This window comes from Pseudoalteromonas sp. J2K-J979, assembly GCF_058169715.2.
Map to the genome: position 1 here is coordinate 545,600 of NZ_CM200281.1, position 15,166 is coordinate 560,765.

Below are 15,166 nucleotides of genomic sequence, written 5' to 3' on the forward strand. Positions count from 1 at the left end.
AATTTAAGTCGATCAAATGTACAGTGTAATAATTCCTTTTTATAAACAAGCGGCATATGTTGGGCAGACGATTCAATCTGTGCTCGCGGCAATTGGGCCTAACGATGAAATTATCGCTATTGATGATTGCTCCCCCGATAATACATGGGATGTATTACAGCATGTGACTTCAGATAGCCGTGTTAGAGTGTATCGTAATGAAGTTAATATGCGTCATGTAAAGACACTTAATCGCGCTGCTAATTTGGCTAAAGGAGATGTGTTAATCGTGCTTGGTGGGGATGATTTGTTAGGTGAAAACTTTACCCATTGGTTAACGCCTCATTTTGATGGTGGTGCTGATATCGTTTTTTCACCTGTGAAGTTTTTTTACTCGACAGATATTCTTTCGCTAACAGATACTGTCATTGTTGATACGTTACAACTTAAGCTGACAAATGTACTTTTTGGTTGGGGGAGTATTAATAAACGGAAATATAGTATTATTGGCTGTGCAATAAAAAAAGAGAGTTTCTTAAAGTTGGGTTGCTTTTCAACAGATGTCGTTATTGAAGATCATGATTTGTTTATTCGAGCGGCAAAGAATAATATGAAGTTGTTGTCTGTATCTGGAAGCTACTCGTATTATCGTCAATCAGCAGGAAGTATATCTAGTAACATGAGTCGAATGATCAAAGAGGATTTTAAAATTATTAAAAGGCACACTCCTTGGTACTTAGCTATGCTAGTTATGGCTAAAAGGCTTGTAATATTTTCGTTGGTATATTTTAAACGTCAGATTTTGGGAAAAAAAGCTAAATGAAAAAGGTGCTTTGCATTTCCTTTCCTGCATCGAGTAACAATGGTGTAGGTTATTTTGATTTTTACAATAAAAACCAAAATGCCGAGTTTTATTACTTTAGAAAAAGTGTAAAAACTTTTTTTTCAGATTACATTTCTGTTATGCGTAAAGCCTTAACGTGCCAGGTTATAATTATAAATTATGTTTCTTTGTTTTTGTTGCTAGGGCCATTGCTTCGTTGTTTCTTTAAGAAAGTCGTATTTATTCCTCACGAAGGAGAGCCTTTATTTCCAAAGCAATTCAAGCAGGCAATCCCTTTTCCAAGAAGCTTAATCTCTTCACTTTTTATTTCTCGTATTTGCGTTAAGCTAGCAAGTGAGACGTATTGTTTATCTACATTACAAGCTAAGTACTTAAAATCAAATGAAGATAAGGTTATTCGCTTTGGTATAAATCCAGACTTTTTGATAAAGCCATTGTTACAACGACAAGGGTGTTTTTTTCCAAATCGTAAAAATGAAGAAATTAAAGGTTTTGAATTAATAACGAAATGCCACTCATTTATAATTAATAATAATCACCAAGATTTAAATGCATCAGAAATGGCTTCATTTTATGCCGAAGCTAAAATTGTACTGATCCCATCATTAATAGAGACATACTCATACTGTATGGTTGAAGCTATGTTAGCTAACTGCATTGTCTTAACAACAAAAGACGTAGGGTTGGCTTATGATTTCTTTAATAAATATGATGAGGAAACTTTAAAGAGATATGGCCTTTTTATATTCGATTCAGCAGATTTGATGGTTGAATATTTATTAAAAAACAAAGAATTCTTAGAGGGGCAAGAGTCAAATACATACGGTTTGGCAATAGAGTTTGGGTTGTCCGGAGAGGCAGCTCAATCAGTTTTAAATGAGCTAATTGAAAAATAAAATGATAAAAAATCAGTTTTATATATTCATTATAGGTTTGGCTTTTTTTAGCTTCTTTTCTTATAACTATTACAATTTATTACCCGCAAATGCGATATTTGAGCTTCTAGTGTTAAGTGCATTCTTTTTTGTTGCAAAAAGGATGGAGGTCAAAGCTTGGATTGTTTTTGCAACTTGTTCTTTTTATATTGTTTATACACTTTCCATCTCCTTAATCAATAACGTACACATTCAAGATTATTTTCTTGCTTATAAAACATTTGTTTATTTAGCTATTCTTTGCTTTTTTAGTGGTAAACAGTTGTTTGATAAAACAGCGCTAATAAAACTTTATCATATAGTGCTAGCTTTATTTATTTTAAAGTATGTGCTGTGGTTATTAATTGCTACCTTTGAAAGACCTGGGATCTTTACAGAGAATAATTTTGAATTAATGCTGCTACTATTTTTTTCGTTATCTGTGTATTCTGCTGTGGGTAAGTTATCTCGGGTAGAGTTGCTAACATTAGTTGCAATTGTGTTTTTGTCTGGCTCTCGCTCAGGTGTTTTAGCACTTTTTGCAATGCTATGTATTTTATATATTAAATCTTTTGATTGGCGCACTTTATTGAAGATTGGCTTACTTTTCTTTGTTGGTGTGGGTGTCGGGTTTGTATTTATAAGCAGGTTGTCTGGTGGCGGGATTGAATCAATAGATCGATTTGTTTTCTTGCAAGGATTCGTTATAGCAGTGATGGATTGGGGGGTATTGGACTATTTAACAGGTTCACCTCCTTTGACTGCTTTACCTGATGTTGTGTGTGAACGTTTGGTGTTTTATAAAACAATGTTTAGTGCGGCAGATCCAAGTCGGTGTTATTCGGTGATACTTCACTCTTACATTATTAGAGTTTTGTTTGACCATGGAATCTTAGGCTTGATTTTTATTTTTGGTAGTATTTGGACATTAGTGAAGATTAGCGGTATTTCTAACCGAGTTAATCTTGCAGCGTGCTCAATTTTATTTTTAAATGGTCTGTCAGTCAGCGCGTTAAATAGTGTTTATGCAATGATTGGTTTGATTTTGTTACTTACAGCAAGCGCTCAGTATGAATTAGAACGTGAAGCTGTAGTTAATGAGTAATTATGGCGCTCTCGCTAGGAATCGAACCTAGAACTTGGCCTCCGGAGGGCCACGTGATATCCATTTCACCACGAGAGCGAGTCGAGATGATGAGCGATAAGCTCAGAGGCAATGATAAATCGATCTTGAGGTAATTACTAGCGTGAAAATGCTAGATGCTTAATAATTCAGCGATATTTCAATTTTTATTTGCTATGTTAGTATAATTGCTCGCAATTTTAGCCGTTTGGGCTTTAATTATGAGAGTAGCAATCTCTAATTATGACTTTTATTGAAGGAGAGCCTAATGGCACTAATGACAATTGAACAAGTGGCTGAGTTTTTAGGTGTACAAGTAGAGCGTGTTAAGCGTTTAGAGCGAGAGAGCTTATTAACAAGTAAAGACAAAGATGATGCGGGTAACCCGATGTTTAACGATCAAGATGTACAACGTTACAAAGAGTTAGCTGAACGAATTGGTGGGATTTAACGTTTTAAATTCAGCTTAGTGGTTTTTAGTTGAGTGATTTGTGTCCACGTCAGCTTCGCCTGATTATCAAGTTGACGTGATACATACCAAAAATAACACAGTAATAAATAAATCAGTTGGTATGTTACCAGCTTTTTTTGTGCCTGAAGAAAATCAAACCCGATATCATTGGTAGTTAAGTAAGCGTGTAAAAACTTATCTTTTTGAGAGTTACTGAGTGCAAAGCTTAAACTCACTGCGGCTAAATCAAAAAAAACATCATTGTTATTGGCATATTCAAAATCGAGTAAGAACCACTGACTGTTTTGCTGTTTTTGAGACTTAAGCAAATTGCTTAGCTCTAGATCATTGTGGCAATAGCCAATATGCAGTGGGTATTGCGCGAGTTTATCTGCTAGTTGGGTGATTAACTCTCGAAAAGGTAAATATTCTGGTAAATGCTGGTAAGATTTAAAATTTTCACAGACAGCTAAGCACGGACCTAGATCCAGGTGTTGGTGTAAGGTGCTAAGAAGAGCCACTATCTTATCAATCTCAACATCAGTACTTTTCTTACCTTCAAGGTATTCAAAAAGGGCGATATTTTTACTTGAGTCGATAGCTGTTACCTGTGGGCAAATTCCTTGTAGCGCAAGAATTTGTTGCGTCTGTAATTGCGCTAGGGGGGTTGAGTTACGATAAAACTTTAGTAGATAAGTGTTTTTATCGGTTGTGAGGCAATAATTGTCGTTACTGAGCCCTTGAGGTTGATAGGTGAGGGTTTGCACTGACTCTTTTGGTAAGTGTGCAGCGCAAATGTCAGTGACAATATCAGGGAAAGGCCCTTGTTCTAAGCATTTAAATGGGTGCATTATTGTGGCACTTGTTGGTGATATTGTTGATGCCAGGTTTTAAAGCCCCATGCAGCCATAATGGTGTAAAAGATAAAGAGTACCAGAGTTGGGTAGTATCCTTTTTCGAAGTACAGATACATCGACGCAGCATCAATTACGATCCAATAAATCCAATTCTCTAGCACTTTTTTTGCCACTAAGTAAGTCGTAACTACAGCAAAACAGGTTGTAAAACTGTCGAGGTAGGCGAAATCTGCGTGGGTATAATTTTGCATGACAAAACCAAATGCAGCCGCAACTAATGAGGTCACCAAAATAATGTTTACATGGCGATGTATGGTCCAACTTTGAATGTGTTGGCCTGTTGAGTTTTGCTGTGTTCCGTGACGCCAAATGTGCCAACCATAAATTGCCATCAACATGTAATAAACATTAAGCGCCGATTCCATTAATAAGGCGCCATTCCAAAATAAGAGTGTATAAATAATGGTGCTAAAAAATGCGGCTGGCCAGCACCAGAGGCTTTCTTTAATTGCGAGTAACAAGTACGCCATGGAAAGGGCAACAGCTAAATACTCCCAATAAGACATGGCGGTAAAACCGCTTAGTGTTGTGTGTAAAAAGTCGCTCATTTTTGCTCAGGTGATAAATCACCGCTGATAAATTTACACACAAAGATCGCTTTACCGAACTCTTGATAGGAGCGCTTTATTTCTTGGCTGAGGACGGTCATCACTAAATCATACTCGCCAAATATTTGGGTCGACATGGTGTTGGTGATCACTTTCAGTCCCGAGTGTTCGTTTAAGCGGTCGATAAAACCTTTGATAAATGGAATATAGTCTTGGTGAAGTGGGTATTTACTAATTTCGACAGACAATTGCATCGTGATTCTCACTAAAAGAAGAGGTAAGCGAACCTTACCTCTTTATTATGGTTACAGGCTATTAAAAGCCATAGTTAAAAGTCACCCCAGCGACTTGAGGTTCGCCATATTGCACGTAAGTATGGGTCTCATAGCCATCACGCGGGTCGTTACCGAACTCAAAGCCACGGACCGCATAGTCTTTATCAAAGATGTTGCGAGCCCAGACGCTCACTTCCCACTCATCACGCTGATAAGCGACGCGCGCATTGACTAGGTTGTAGCTATCCGATTTTGAATAATGACTATCAGAGAAGTAATAATCGTCTTTTCCTTCGATGCCAATATTGGCAGATAGATGATCGGTTAAGATGTAATGAGCATTAAAAGCATATTGATATTTAGGCGCTTGTGCTTGCTCATCACCGTCTTTATCTAAGCCAGATGATGTAACAAAATCATTAATTTTGGTTTCAAGATAACCGACACTACCTGTTAGGCTGATGCGGTCGGTGAGCTGATAGGAGCCATCAATTTCTAAACCATAATTGGTGCCTGAACTGGCATTATCGAGATACCCAGCAAATTTTTGACCTGACACTTTCCAATTTTTGAGCTGGATATCTTCACGGTACATATAAAATGCGGTTAAGCGAAGTACAGTGCGGTTATCAAGTGAAGTCCCTTTAACACCAAACTCTGCATTCCACAGGTATTCAGGATCAAAATAGTGATTACTCGGATCGATTTCGAGCCCTTCATCCTGAGCTTTAGCTAACGCTTCACCGTTCACGCCACCGGCTTTATAGCCTCTTGATAGGCTCGTGTATATCATGGTGCGGTCTTTGACATCATGTTCAATCGCTAATTTACCGCCCAGCATGGTATCCGAGGTCGTATCGTTGACATTATTAGTGTCTTGATAATTCCCTTCGTAATGCTCCAAGCGCAGCCCTGAAATCAAGCGGGTTTGCTCATCAAGGTTATGAATATATTGACCAAATAAAGCAACGTTTTCTGTTTTATAGGCTGAAGTAAAATCTTGCGATTGCCAAGTATATTGACGCGTTAAATCAACATCACGGCTTTGGTAATAAAGCCCAGAAATCCAATTTTGATCTTTGCCAGAAAAGGTGAGTTCAGCCGTGTGATCAGAGCGATCGCGATAATACGCATCTGTGGAGCTGTAACCCCAATCATGTAAACCCGCTTCACATAACACCGGTTGCGCTGCATCATTACAGACCCAATCTTCATCATAGCTATACAGAAGCTCTGAATCCATTGCTGTCAGATTAAATGCAATATCAGCAGAAGCTAAACCGGTATAGACATTATTTAATGCAATCGCTTTACTAAGTTGATTATCTTGACCAGGCTCATCCGCCACGCTATTTCGGCTATTGTCTAACGTGAAACCATCATAACCATTGTTAATATCGGTGTAATGCACCGTTGCTAAGCTGGAAAAATCATCGTTCCACTGCTGTGAAACTTTAAAACGGCTGACAAATTCATCCCGTCCCTGAGTGTCTTGCACACCTAAATATGAGTTCTCAACAAAGCCATCGCTTTTTGATTGGTAGATACTGCCATGAATGGCCGTTGAATCAGTCAAACCTTGGCCAAAAGCAAGCCCAGCTTCAGTACTATTGTATGTACCCACACCGAGTTTAATGTTTAATTGCTGTTCTTGAGTTGGGGCTGTTGAGCTGATGTTAATCATGCCAGCTAAGGCATCGGCACCAAAGCGCGTTCCTTGAGGGCCGCGATAAATTTCAATTTGTTGAGTGTCAAATAACAGGGCTGCACCACCGAGACCTGAATAATTAATTCCATCAATGATCACACCGACCGAAGGGTTAATAGGGTCAACAAATTGTGAACGTAAACCCACCCCGCGAATTTGTACAAAGCGGCCACGCGAGGCACCAGCAGTGAAGTTAACGTTTGCAGCGGCGGCTAATATTTCATCCAAATAAGTCGCATTGCGTTGGTTAATTTCAGTATCCGTAAACAAAGATGCGCTAGCACTCAGCGCTTGGATGCTTTCATTTTTGAAATCACCATTAATCACAACACGTTCAATGTCGCTTTCATCAGCAAGTAGTGGGAGTGCGATCGCTTGACTGATTGCGATGGCTATTAAAGAGGTACGTAGGTTCATTAAAATTCACTTGTCCTTATTTGAGGGCTGTAGTGTATTAAAAAGTCGGCATTTTATAAAGGTAATGCATACCAAGTTCAGCGTTTGTCTGGCTATGTTATATAACTAAAATTCAATGTTAGGAATAAACTTATAAACATTGATTATGGATTACTTTTTAATTACCAGTCACAGTCGTCATACCATGTCAGGCTTGTTAGTGTGTTATAAAGCGTTAAAATTCAAAATAGAGAGTAACAATGGGCTTTAGAATAGACTTAAAAGTGCGCGATTATGAATGCGATTTACAAGGTATCGTCAACAATGGTGTGTATTTTAATTATTTAGAACATGCTCGCCATGAATTCTTGCATGCTAACAACGTTGACTTTGCAAAACTCGCTGCAGATAAAATCAATTTAGTGGTGATCCGTAGTGAGATAGATTTTAAAGCGTCGTTAGTACCAGGGGATGAATTTTATATTTTAGTCACTCCAAATCGAGCTTCTAAGTTGAAATTTGCTTTTGAACAGCAAATTTATCGCAGTTGTGATGATAAATTGGTGGTTTCGGCTGTGATCACTGGCACCTCTGTTAATGAACGTGGTCGCCCGTTTGTGCCAGCTGAAATCGAGCAGATATTTCCACTTAACTAGTGTGATGATTTATTGGGGATTTAAGACCGCAGTGGCTGTTACTCGCTTAAATGTTAATGGCCTGTTTGTTCCTAGCGTGAGTGTCTCTTGAGAGAGCGCAATTGCAGTTGAAGTTTTTAAAGTTGAAATAAGCAATCGTTCAATTTCATTGAGTGGCGCAGTGCAACTTTTTCGCGTCATTCCGAGTTGTTCAACTTTAAAACGTAAATTGCGAAGCTGGCCTTGGCCAAAAAATTGATTACACCCAGTAAAGCCATTGATTCGCATCCCTTCATTAAAACTCAGGGTCACCGTTGTTGTAGCGGGTTGTTCAGTGCCAACGCTAACTAATTGATAGGTCTGCTGCTTTAATTGTTCTGCGATTGATATTTGAGTCGATTGGCAACCTGTTAAGTGAAACAGAGAAAAACAGGTAATAATGGCAGCTAATTTCATGAAAAAACTCAAACTCGAAACGAAGTTAAAGCATAGCAATTTTTTAGCGGCTCTGCTGTGGCAATTTCGTTAATGGTTTGCAGCAAAAGTTTATCAACGGAGCGAAAAATAGCCGGTTAATTGAATGTTTCGTTCTTGCGTCTCATCATTAGGGGCAGTACACTAGCGCCAGTTACTTGTCGGAGTGCCAAGGTTAGGAAGCTAACAGAGGCTGAGATCGCGAAAGCGGGATCCGTGAACCTGAACAGACTCATATCTGCGTAGGAAACAAGCTGCCCTCATTCGGGTGTGTTTGTGCACTCGAAAAACGTGCACACTCTGCCAAAATGATGCAATGACTTCGGTCACCTTGAACCTTTTTTCAGTGTTTATGCACACATCTTGAAAGCCAAAGATCTCTGACAAGACCGTCATTCAAATTTAATGAGGTGCGTCATGTCACAAAATAACAGCAATGCAAGCAAGCCTTCTCGTCGCGAAACGCGTCAGGCAGCGTCAGATTTTATTTATAACTTAACCGGTCAACCATTTCCAAATTCAGCCAAAGTGTATGTCGCTGGCGAGCAAAAAGGGGTGAATGTTGGCATGCGTGAAATCACCTTAGGCGATAGCTTCAAAGGTGGCACAGAAGACAATCCCATTCTTGAAAAAAACGATCCGGTACGTGTGTATGATACATCGGGCCCTTATACCGATCCAGATTTTACCCTTGATGTGCGCCATGGTTTGCCTAAGTTTCGTGAGCAATGGATTGAAGAGCGTAATGATACGGAGTTACTGGACTCTGTGACTTCTCAGTTTTCACAGCAGCGTATGGCCGACGAAGGCTTAGATCATATTCGTTTTGAGCATTTACCAAAAATTCGCCGTGCAGTGGCGGGGAAAAATGTCACGCAAATGCACTACGCGCGCCAAGGGATTGTCACGCCTGAAATGGAATATGTTGCGATCCGTGAAAATATGGGGCGTGCCAAATTACGCGAAGAAATTCTGGCGCAGCAGCATGCGGGTGAATCATTTGGTGCGAGTATTCCAGAATTTATTACCCCTGAATTTGTACGAGACGAAATCGCCCGTGGGCGCGCAATTTTACCAAACAATATCAATCATCCAGAATCAGAGCCGATGATTGTTGGGCGTAACTTTTTAGTTAAAGTAAACGCTAATATTGGTAATTCATCTGTTACTTCATCCATTGAAGAAGAAGTCGAAAAACTCGTTTGGTCAACCCGTTGGGGCGCGGATACCGTGATGGATTTATCAACAGGTCGTTATATTCACGAAACCCGTGAGTGGGTGGTGCGTAACTCGCCTGTGCCAATTGGCACTGTGCCAATTTATCAGGCACTTGAAAAAGTAAATGGCGTGGCTGAAGACTTAACGTGGGAAATTTTCCGCGATACCTTGATTGAGCAAGCGGAGCAAGGTGTTGATTACTTTACGATTCATGCTGGTGTGTTATTGCGCTATGTGCCAATGACCGCAAAGCGTGTCACGGGCATTGTATCGCGTGGCGGATCGATCATGGCCAAATGGTGTTTGGCACATCATAAAGAAAACTTCCTTTACACCCACTTTGAAGATATTTGCGAAATCATGAAGCAGTACGATGTGTGCTTCTCACTCGGCGATGGTCTTCGTCCGGGTTCAATTGCCGATGCCAACGACGAAGCACAATTTTCGGAATTACGCACTTTAGGTGAACTCACTAAATTAGCGTGGAAACATGATGTGCAAGTGTTCATTGAAGGGCCAGGACATGTGCCCATGCATATGATCAAAGCCAATATGGAAGAGCAGCTTAAACATTGTGACGAAGCACCGTTTTATACCCTTGGTCCACTGACTACCGATATCGCGCCTGGTTATGATCACATTACGTCAGGGATTGGGGCTGCGCAAATTGCATGGTATGGCTGTGCCATGCTTTGTTATGTGACGCCAAAAGAGCATTTAGGCTTACCAAATAAAGAAGATGTAAAAGAAGGCTTGATCACTTACAAAATAGCAGCCCATGCGGCTGATTTAGCCAAGGGTCATCCCGGTGCGCAAGTACGCGATAATGCACTGTCGAAAGCGCGCTTTGAATTTCGCTGGCACGATCAGTTCAACCTTGGCTTAGATCCCGATCGCGCTCGTGAATACCACGATGAAACCTTACCGCAAGAGTCCGGAAAAGTGGCTCATTTTTGCTCTATGTGTGGCCCTAAGTTCTGCTCGATGAAAATTTCGCAAGAGGTACGTGATTACGCTGATGATCTCGAAGCCCGCGGCATTGATCCTAACAATGCAGGTGAAGCTATCAGCATCAAAATGGTGGATGTTGAGGCAGAAATGAAAGCAAAATCAGATGAGTTTAAACAAACCGGATCTGAGCTTTATCACCCTGTGGGTTAAGTGAGACGAGCATTAATATGAAAAAACACATTGCAATCGTCGGATTTGGTTTAACAGGTCGCTTAGCAGCATTGCAACTGGCTGATGAGTTTACGATCAGTATTTTCGAGGCCAGTGATCATCATGCTAGCCAAAGTGCTGGTGCCGTAGCGGCTGCAATGTTGGCTCCGCTGGCTGAGTCTGTCTCGTGTGAACCCGACTTAGCCGAGCTTGGTTTACGTGCTATTGCACGCTGGCCGAATATTCTCAGCACTTTGATTGAGGATGTGTTTTTTCAACAACAAGGTGCGCTGGTTGTTGCGCATCAACAAGACTTCGCGGATTTACAGTTATTTGCTAATCGCTTAAAGCCTGTACAGCAACAACAAGGTTTATGGCTCAACCATGCGCAACTGACTCAAATGGAACCGACATTGGGTGCTCGATTTCAAAAAGGGATGTTTTTGCCTTGTGAAGGACAACTTGATAATGCAGCTTTTTATCAAGCGAGTTATCGCACTTTGCAAAAAAAAGATATTCACTGGCATTTCGGTCAGTCAGTGCAGGTCGAAGGAGAGCAAGTTGCAGGGCAATCATTTGATTTAGTAATAGATTGTCGTGGTTTAGGGGCAAAAAATCAGCATCTAGGACTTCGTGGTGTACGTGGTGAAGTAGCTCGAGTCTTCGCCCCTGAAGTCTCGTTGTCACGACCCATCCGCTTAATGCACCCTCGTTACCCTCTATACATTGTACCTAAACCTAACCATGAATTTGTGATTGGCGCGACAGAAATCGAATCACAAGGTGATCATCCTGTCACGGTACGCTCTACGCTGGAGCTTTTATCTGCGGCCTATAGTATTGACTCAGGGTTTGCTGAAGCACACATACTGAGTTTAAAAAGTGGTCTTAGACCTAGCTTTATTGATAACCGCCCAAAAATTACTTTGGAGAAGCAGCTTATTCGGATCAATGGCTTGTATCGACATGGCTACTTATTAGCTCCAGTCTTGGTTGATGAAGTTGTCCGTCAAGCGCGTCATCGGTTGTTAGAATCAGATTTTGTACCAGCCAGTGCCCATGTCGCTGAGTTGGTTGAACGTGTGGATTAAAAATTAAAATGAATATTATCTTTAATGGTCAAGCCCTCACCTTAGCGGAGACACACATTAATTTAACTCAGCTATTAACGCTACAAGGTGCCAAAGAGCCGTATGCCGTCGCGGTGAATCAAGTATTTATCGCCCGAAGCCGCTGCGATGACTACCAGCTAACAGCTGGTGATAGCGTAGAGCTACTCTCGCCGATTCAAGGGGGATAAGTATGGGACTACAGGATAAGCCACTGACGATATATGGCAAAACTCTTACTAGCCGTTTGTTTATTGGCTCGGCTTTGTATCCATCACCGCAAGTGATGCTCGATTCTATCATTGCATCTAATGCTTCTGTGGTGACGGTGTCTTTGCGTCGTCAAGGAACGGTCGAGGCGGGGGCGGATTTTTGGCAGCTTATTAAGCAAACCGAGCTGGCTATTTTACCCAATACCGCAGGGTGTTATAGCGTGAAAGAAGCGGTGACTCTAGCCCAAATGTGCCGAGAAGTATTTCAAACCAATTGGATCAAATTGGAGCTACTTGGCGATGAATATAACTTACAGCCCGACCCAATTGCACTGCTTGAAGCGACCCGTATTTTAGTGGCTGAAGGCTTTGACGTTTTACCTTATTGCACCGATGATTTGGTTATTTGCCAAAAACTCGTTGAATTGGGTTGTGAAGTATTGATGCCGTGGGGGGCGCCAATTGGGACCGGCAAAGGTTTGCTCAATCCTTATAATTTAAAAGTAATCCGTGAGCGCCTCCCTGACACAACTTTATTGGTTGATGCGGGGCTTGGTTTACCATCTCATGCCTGCCAAGCGATGGAAATAGGGTATGATGCGGTATTACTTAATTCTGCTATCGCGCAAGCCGGAGATCCGGTGCTGATGGCCAAAGGGTTTGCTGATGCTGTTGCTGCAGGGCGAGCTGGTTATTTGGCGCAAGCAATGCCAGAAAAAGAGCTGGCTAAGCCGTCAACGCCGACACTCGGGATGCCATTTTGGCACCAGAATTAAACATCCTTAAAATCGTATTTAATCAATAAATTGGATAAGTGAGCAGTAATTTTGAAACGTATTATTTGGACAATCGCAGGCTCTGATAGCGGCGGTGGTGCTGGGATCCAAGCTGACATTAAAGCCATCGAAAGTTTTGGTGGCCATCCATGTACCGTTATTACTGCGTTAACCGCACAAAATAGCCTTGGCGTCGAGGCTATTAATGCAATGAGTATTGAAATCCTTGAATCACAAATATCAGCGCTTGAAGTTGATATGCCTGCAAACGTAATCAAAATCGGCTTGCTTGCAAATATCCAACAAGTTGAGTTTATAGCCGCCAAACTTGCCCATTTTAAAGCTAATTGGCCTGTTCCGCCGTTAGTGGTTTATGATCCTGTGGCGGTAGCATCAAGTGGAGAGGCCTTAACAGAAGATGACATTATACCGACGTTAAAAAGTACGTTATTACCGCTGGTGGATGTGATTACCCCCAATACACAAGAAACACAAATTCTGACCGGTCATTATTTAATTGGCCCCAGTGCAGTGCGTGATGCCAGTGATGCTTTTTTTAACTTGGGAGTTGGAGCGGCGGTTATTAAAGGCGGGCATTGGGATTATCCTGATGGCTATTGTGTGGACTATTGTGCTGTGCCAGGCCAGGAATATTGGTTAGGAAATAAAAAGCTAATTGCACCGCATAGCCATGGAACGGGCTGCAGCTTTGCATCAAGTATCGCTGCATGTTTAGCTCTAGAGTACCCACTTAAAGATGCCTTTATCCTAGCAAAAGCATATATCAATCAAGGGCTGAAACATTCAGAGCGCATTGGGCAGGGGATTGGTCCTGTGAACCATCGTGGTTTTCCTCAAGATTTAGCTGATTTTCCCAGTGTGATTGAAGCTGGCAGTTGGTTGGGTAAAGAGCTCGAATTGGAACCTTGGGATCGTCCGGTTATCAGTGGCTTTGCGCAATCTCAGACCAAGCGGCTAGGCTTGTACGCTGTGGTAGATAATTGCCAGTGGCTTAAGTTATGTCTTGAAAATGGCATTCAAACGGCCCAATTAAGAATTAAAAACGCCGATGCTCCAGATTTAGCAGAACAAGTGAAAACAGCGATTGCTTTAGGCGAAGAGTTTAATGCGCAGGTTTATATTAATGATCATTGGCAATTGGCTATTGAGCATGATGCGTATGGCGTGCATTTAGGGCAAGAAGATCTCGATACCGCTGATTTAGAAGTCATTAAACAAGCAGGATTGAAGTTGGGGTTATCGACACATGGTTTTTATGAAATGCTCAGAGCACATAATTATCAACCGAGCTACTTGGCATTTGGTGCGATTTATCCAACCACAACCAAAGATATGACTGGGCAAATTCAAGGTCTTGAAAAATTAAAACATTTTGTACCTTTGATGAAAGCATACCCGACAGTCGCAATTGGCGGCATTAATTTGGCAAGAGCGTCAGAAGTTGCCGCAACAGGTGTTGGCAGTGTTGCTGTGGTGAGGGCGATTACAGAAGCAGCTGATCCGATACTTGCGATAAGCCAATTACAACAGGCCATTAAGGTTCAAGACTAAGCGTATAAAGTGCCATGATGGAATTATCAGATAAAGAGCAAATCCGCTATAGCCGTCAGTTAATGCTTGATCAAATCGGTTTTGATGGCCAAAAAAAGCTGAAGCAAAGCCGAGTCTTGATTATTGGTGTCGGTGGACTGGGCTCGCCGGCAGCGTTATATTTAGCGGCTGCGGGGGTGGGTCATCTAACATTAGTCGATAATGACAGGGTTGACTTATCTAATCTTCAGCGACAAATTTTGTATAAAATTAATCATCTCGGGCAGGAAAAAGTAACTGCTGCGGCAAAAACCTTGACGAGTATGAATAATCAAATCGTGATATCGACGGTCGCTGAATTACTCTCGGACGATAACGCCCACAGCTTAATTTCGGCTCATGATATTGTACTTGATTGCAGTGATAACTTTAGTACTCGTTATCTTACAAATAAAACGTGTGTAGAGACCCACACGCCTCTGATCTCTGGCGCAGCGATTGCGAATAAAGGGCAACTAATTTGTGTGGATACTCGTCAGGCAGACCATGCCGACGGGTGCTATCAATGTATTTTTCCCCCATCAGATGCTCAGACAGCTCTCAATTGCGGTAATGCCGGTGTTTTTGGACCTTTACTTGGTGTGATTGGCGCGATGCAAGCACAGCAAGGTTTAAATTATCTATTAGGGCATGCTTTCACAAATTGCTTTATTGCGTTTGATGCACTGAGCTTTCAGCAAACACGCTTTCTTTTTAAGCAAGATCCAGCTTGTGAGGTCTGCAACACCAAATAGCGTTACAATTTTTGACAATTAAGTGGTAACAGAATGTTTTAATTGTTCCAAGAATGTTATATTTTCATTAATAATAATTTT

General features: G+C 41.3%; 16 protein-coding genes, 1 tRNA gene and 1 riboswitch. Of the genes, 11 read left to right on the top strand and 6 right to left on the bottom strand.

What is annotated here, in order from left to right; all coding sequences use genetic code 11:
* Positions 1 to 16: 16 nt before the first annotated feature.
* From AC3KVK_RS02620 to AC3KVK_RS02630, 3 genes are read left to right on the top strand one after another with little or no spacing between them, the layout of a single operon-like run.
* Positions 17 to 802, top strand: coding sequence for a glycosyltransferase family 2 protein (locus tag AC3KVK_RS02620; protein WP_490310993.1), 786 nt, complete (start codon positions 17 to 19; stop codon positions 800 to 802).
* Positions 799 to 1,719, top strand: coding sequence for a glycosyltransferase family protein (locus tag AC3KVK_RS02625; RefSeq protein ID WP_490310992.1), 921 nt, complete (start codon positions 799 to 801; stop codon positions 1,717 to 1,719). The genes AC3KVK_RS02620 and AC3KVK_RS02625 overlap by 4 nt, the downstream gene beginning before the upstream one ends.
* Positions 1,709 to 2,842, top strand: a complete 1,134-nt coding sequence (locus AC3KVK_RS02630) for a hypothetical protein (protein ID WP_490310991.1) — start codon at positions 1,709 to 1,711, stop codon at positions 2,840 to 2,842. Before AC3KVK_RS02625 ends, AC3KVK_RS02630 begins: the two co-directional genes overlap by 11 nt.
* A gap of 3 nt (positions 2,843 to 2,845) precedes the next feature.
* Here the strand turns inward: AC3KVK_RS02630 and AC3KVK_RS02635 are convergent.
* Positions 2,846 to 2,920, bottom strand: a tRNA-Arg gene (locus tag AC3KVK_RS02635).
* A gap of 208 nt (positions 2,921 to 3,128) precedes the next feature.
* Here AC3KVK_RS02635 and AC3KVK_RS02640 point away from each other — a divergent pair.
* Positions 3,129 to 3,311, top strand: a complete 183-nt coding sequence (locus AC3KVK_RS02640; protein ID WP_086744235.1) for a MerR family transcriptional regulator — start codon at positions 3,129 to 3,131, stop codon at positions 3,309 to 3,311.
* Here the strand turns inward: AC3KVK_RS02640 and AC3KVK_RS02645 are convergent.
* The 4 genes from AC3KVK_RS02645 to AC3KVK_RS02660 all read right to left on the bottom strand — a co-directional run bounded on the left by AC3KVK_RS02645 (position 3,308) and on the right by AC3KVK_RS02660 (position 7,176).
* Complete coding sequence (locus AC3KVK_RS02645; protein ID WP_490310990.1) at positions 3,308 to 4,162, bottom strand: phosphotransferase; 855 nt, start codon at positions 4,160 to 4,162, stop codon at positions 3,308 to 3,310. The two genes, AC3KVK_RS02640 and AC3KVK_RS02645, sit on opposite strands and share 4 nt — an antisense overlap.
* Positions 4,162 to 4,776 (bottom strand): nicotinamide riboside transporter PnuC, encoded by a 615-nt coding sequence (gene pnuC / locus AC3KVK_RS02650; RefSeq protein ID WP_490310989.1) that lies wholly within the window; start codon positions 4,774 to 4,776, stop codon positions 4,162 to 4,164. The genes AC3KVK_RS02645 and pnuC overlap by 1 nt, the downstream gene beginning before the upstream one ends.
* A complete protein-coding gene (locus AC3KVK_RS02655; protein ID WP_490310988.1) occupies positions 4,773 to 5,030 on the bottom strand; it encodes a YkoF family thiamine/hydroxymethylpyrimidine-binding protein in 258 nt (85 codons plus the stop codon). Before AC3KVK_RS02655 ends, pnuC begins: the two co-directional genes overlap by 4 nt.
* Before the next feature lie 61 nt (positions 5,031 to 5,091).
* Positions 5,092 to 7,176 (bottom strand): TonB-dependent receptor, encoded by a 2,085-nt coding sequence (locus tag AC3KVK_RS02660; protein WP_490310986.1) that lies wholly within the window; start codon positions 7,174 to 7,176, stop codon positions 5,092 to 5,094.
* 239 nt (positions 7,177 to 7,415) lie between these two features.
* On the opposite strand from AC3KVK_RS02660, the gene AC3KVK_RS02665 reads away from it, so the two are divergent.
* Positions 7,416 to 7,811, top strand: a complete 396-nt coding sequence (locus AC3KVK_RS02665; RefSeq protein ID WP_490310985.1) for an acyl-CoA thioesterase — start codon at positions 7,416 to 7,418, stop codon at positions 7,809 to 7,811.
* 9 nt (positions 7,812 to 7,820) lie between these two features.
* Here AC3KVK_RS02665 and AC3KVK_RS02670 read toward each other — a convergent pair whose 3' ends face one another.
* A complete protein-coding gene (locus AC3KVK_RS02670; protein WP_490310984.1) occupies positions 7,821 to 8,246 on the bottom strand; it encodes an META domain-containing protein in 426 nt (141 codons plus the stop codon).
* Between the two features lie 170 nt (positions 8,247 to 8,416).
* Positions 8,417 to 8,530, top strand: a riboswitch (TPP riboswitch).
* A 151-nt stretch (positions 8,531 to 8,681) separates the two neighbouring features.
* Between AC3KVK_RS02670 and thiC the strand changes: the two genes are divergently transcribed.
* Genes thiC through AC3KVK_RS02700 form a run of 6 tightly spaced genes read left to right on the top strand, consistent with a single transcriptional unit; the run spans position 8,682 to position 15,085 of the window.
* Complete coding sequence (gene thiC / locus AC3KVK_RS02675; RefSeq protein ID WP_490310983.1) at positions 8,682 to 10,643, top strand: phosphomethylpyrimidine synthase ThiC; 1,962 nt, start codon at positions 8,682 to 8,684, stop codon at positions 10,641 to 10,643.
* A 17-nt stretch (positions 10,644 to 10,660) separates the two neighbouring features.
* Positions 10,661 to 11,734 (top strand): FAD-dependent oxidoreductase, encoded by a 1,074-nt coding sequence (locus tag AC3KVK_RS02680; protein ID WP_490310982.1) that lies wholly within the window; start codon positions 10,661 to 10,663, stop codon positions 11,732 to 11,734.
* An 8-nt stretch (positions 11,735 to 11,742) separates the two neighbouring features.
* Complete coding sequence (gene thiS, locus AC3KVK_RS02685; protein ID WP_490310981.1) at positions 11,743 to 11,943, top strand: sulfur carrier protein ThiS; 201 nt, start codon at positions 11,743 to 11,745, stop codon at positions 11,941 to 11,943.
* 2 nt (positions 11,944 to 11,945) lie between these two features.
* Entirely contained in the window at positions 11,946 to 12,740 is a 795-nt protein-coding gene (locus AC3KVK_RS02690; protein WP_490310980.1) for a thiazole synthase, read from the top strand.
* Between the two features lie 51 nt (positions 12,741 to 12,791).
* The gene (gene thiE, locus AC3KVK_RS02695) at positions 12,792 to 14,312 is read left to right on the top strand and encodes a thiamine phosphate synthase (protein ID WP_490310979.1); all 1,521 of its coding nucleotides are present in this window, start codon (positions 12,792 to 12,794) and stop codon (positions 14,310 to 14,312) included.
* A 14-nt stretch (positions 14,313 to 14,326) separates the two neighbouring features.
* Positions 14,327 to 15,085 carry a HesA/MoeB/ThiF family protein gene (locus tag AC3KVK_RS02700; RefSeq protein WP_490310978.1) on the top strand — a complete coding sequence of 253 codons (759 nt, stop codon included), beginning with the start codon at positions 14,327 to 14,329 and terminating at the stop codon, positions 15,083 to 15,085.
* The last annotated feature ends 81 nt before the right edge of the window (positions 15,086 to 15,166 follow it).

Bases quoted from the DNA above. Each gene is read 5' to 3' on its own strand.
- thiS (WP_490310981.1), top strand. From the start codon at position 11,743: ATGAATATTATCTTTAATGGTCAAGCCCTCACCTTAGCGGAGACACAC.
- AC3KVK_RS02680 (WP_490310982.1), top strand. From the start codon at position 10,661: ATGAAAAAACACATTGCAATCGTCGGATTTGGTTTAACAGGTCGCTTA.
- AC3KVK_RS02625 (WP_490310992.1), top strand. From the start codon at position 799: ATGAAAAAGGTGCTTTGCATTTCCTTTCCTGCATCGAGTAACAATGGT.
- AC3KVK_RS02655 (WP_490310988.1), bottom strand. From the start codon at position 5,030: ATGCAATTGTCTGTCGAAATTAGTAAATACCCACTTCACCAAGACTAT.
- AC3KVK_RS02700 (WP_490310978.1), top strand. From the start codon at position 14,327: ATGATGGAATTATCAGATAAAGAGCAAATCCGCTATAGCCGTCAGTTA.
- AC3KVK_RS02645 (WP_490310990.1), bottom strand. From the start codon at position 4,162: ATGCACCCATTTAAATGCTTAGAACAAGGGCCTTTCCCTGATATTGTC.
- AC3KVK_RS02690 (WP_490310980.1), top strand. From the start codon at position 11,946: ATGGGACTACAGGATAAGCCACTGACGATATATGGCAAAACTCTTACT.
- AC3KVK_RS02665 (WP_490310985.1), top strand. From the start codon at position 7,416: ATGGGCTTTAGAATAGACTTAAAAGTGCGCGATTATGAATGCGATTTA.
- AC3KVK_RS02670 (WP_490310984.1), bottom strand. From the start codon at position 8,246: ATGAAATTAGCTGCCATTATTACCTGTTTTTCTCTGTTTCACTTAACA.
- thiC (WP_490310983.1), top strand. From the start codon at position 8,682: ATGTCACAAAATAACAGCAATGCAAGCAAGCCTTCTCGTCGCGAAACG.
- AC3KVK_RS02660 (WP_490310986.1), bottom strand. From the start codon at position 7,176: ATGAACCTACGTACCTCTTTAATAGCCATCGCAATCAGTCAAGCGATC.
- pnuC (WP_490310989.1), bottom strand. From the start codon at position 4,776: ATGAGCGACTTTTTACACACAACACTAAGCGGTTTTACCGCCATGTCT.
- AC3KVK_RS02640 (WP_086744235.1), top strand. From the start codon at position 3,129: ATGGCACTAATGACAATTGAACAAGTGGCTGAGTTTTTAGGTGTACAA.
- AC3KVK_RS02620 (WP_490310993.1), top strand. From the start codon at position 17: ATGTACAGTGTAATAATTCCTTTTTATAAACAAGCGGCATATGTTGGG.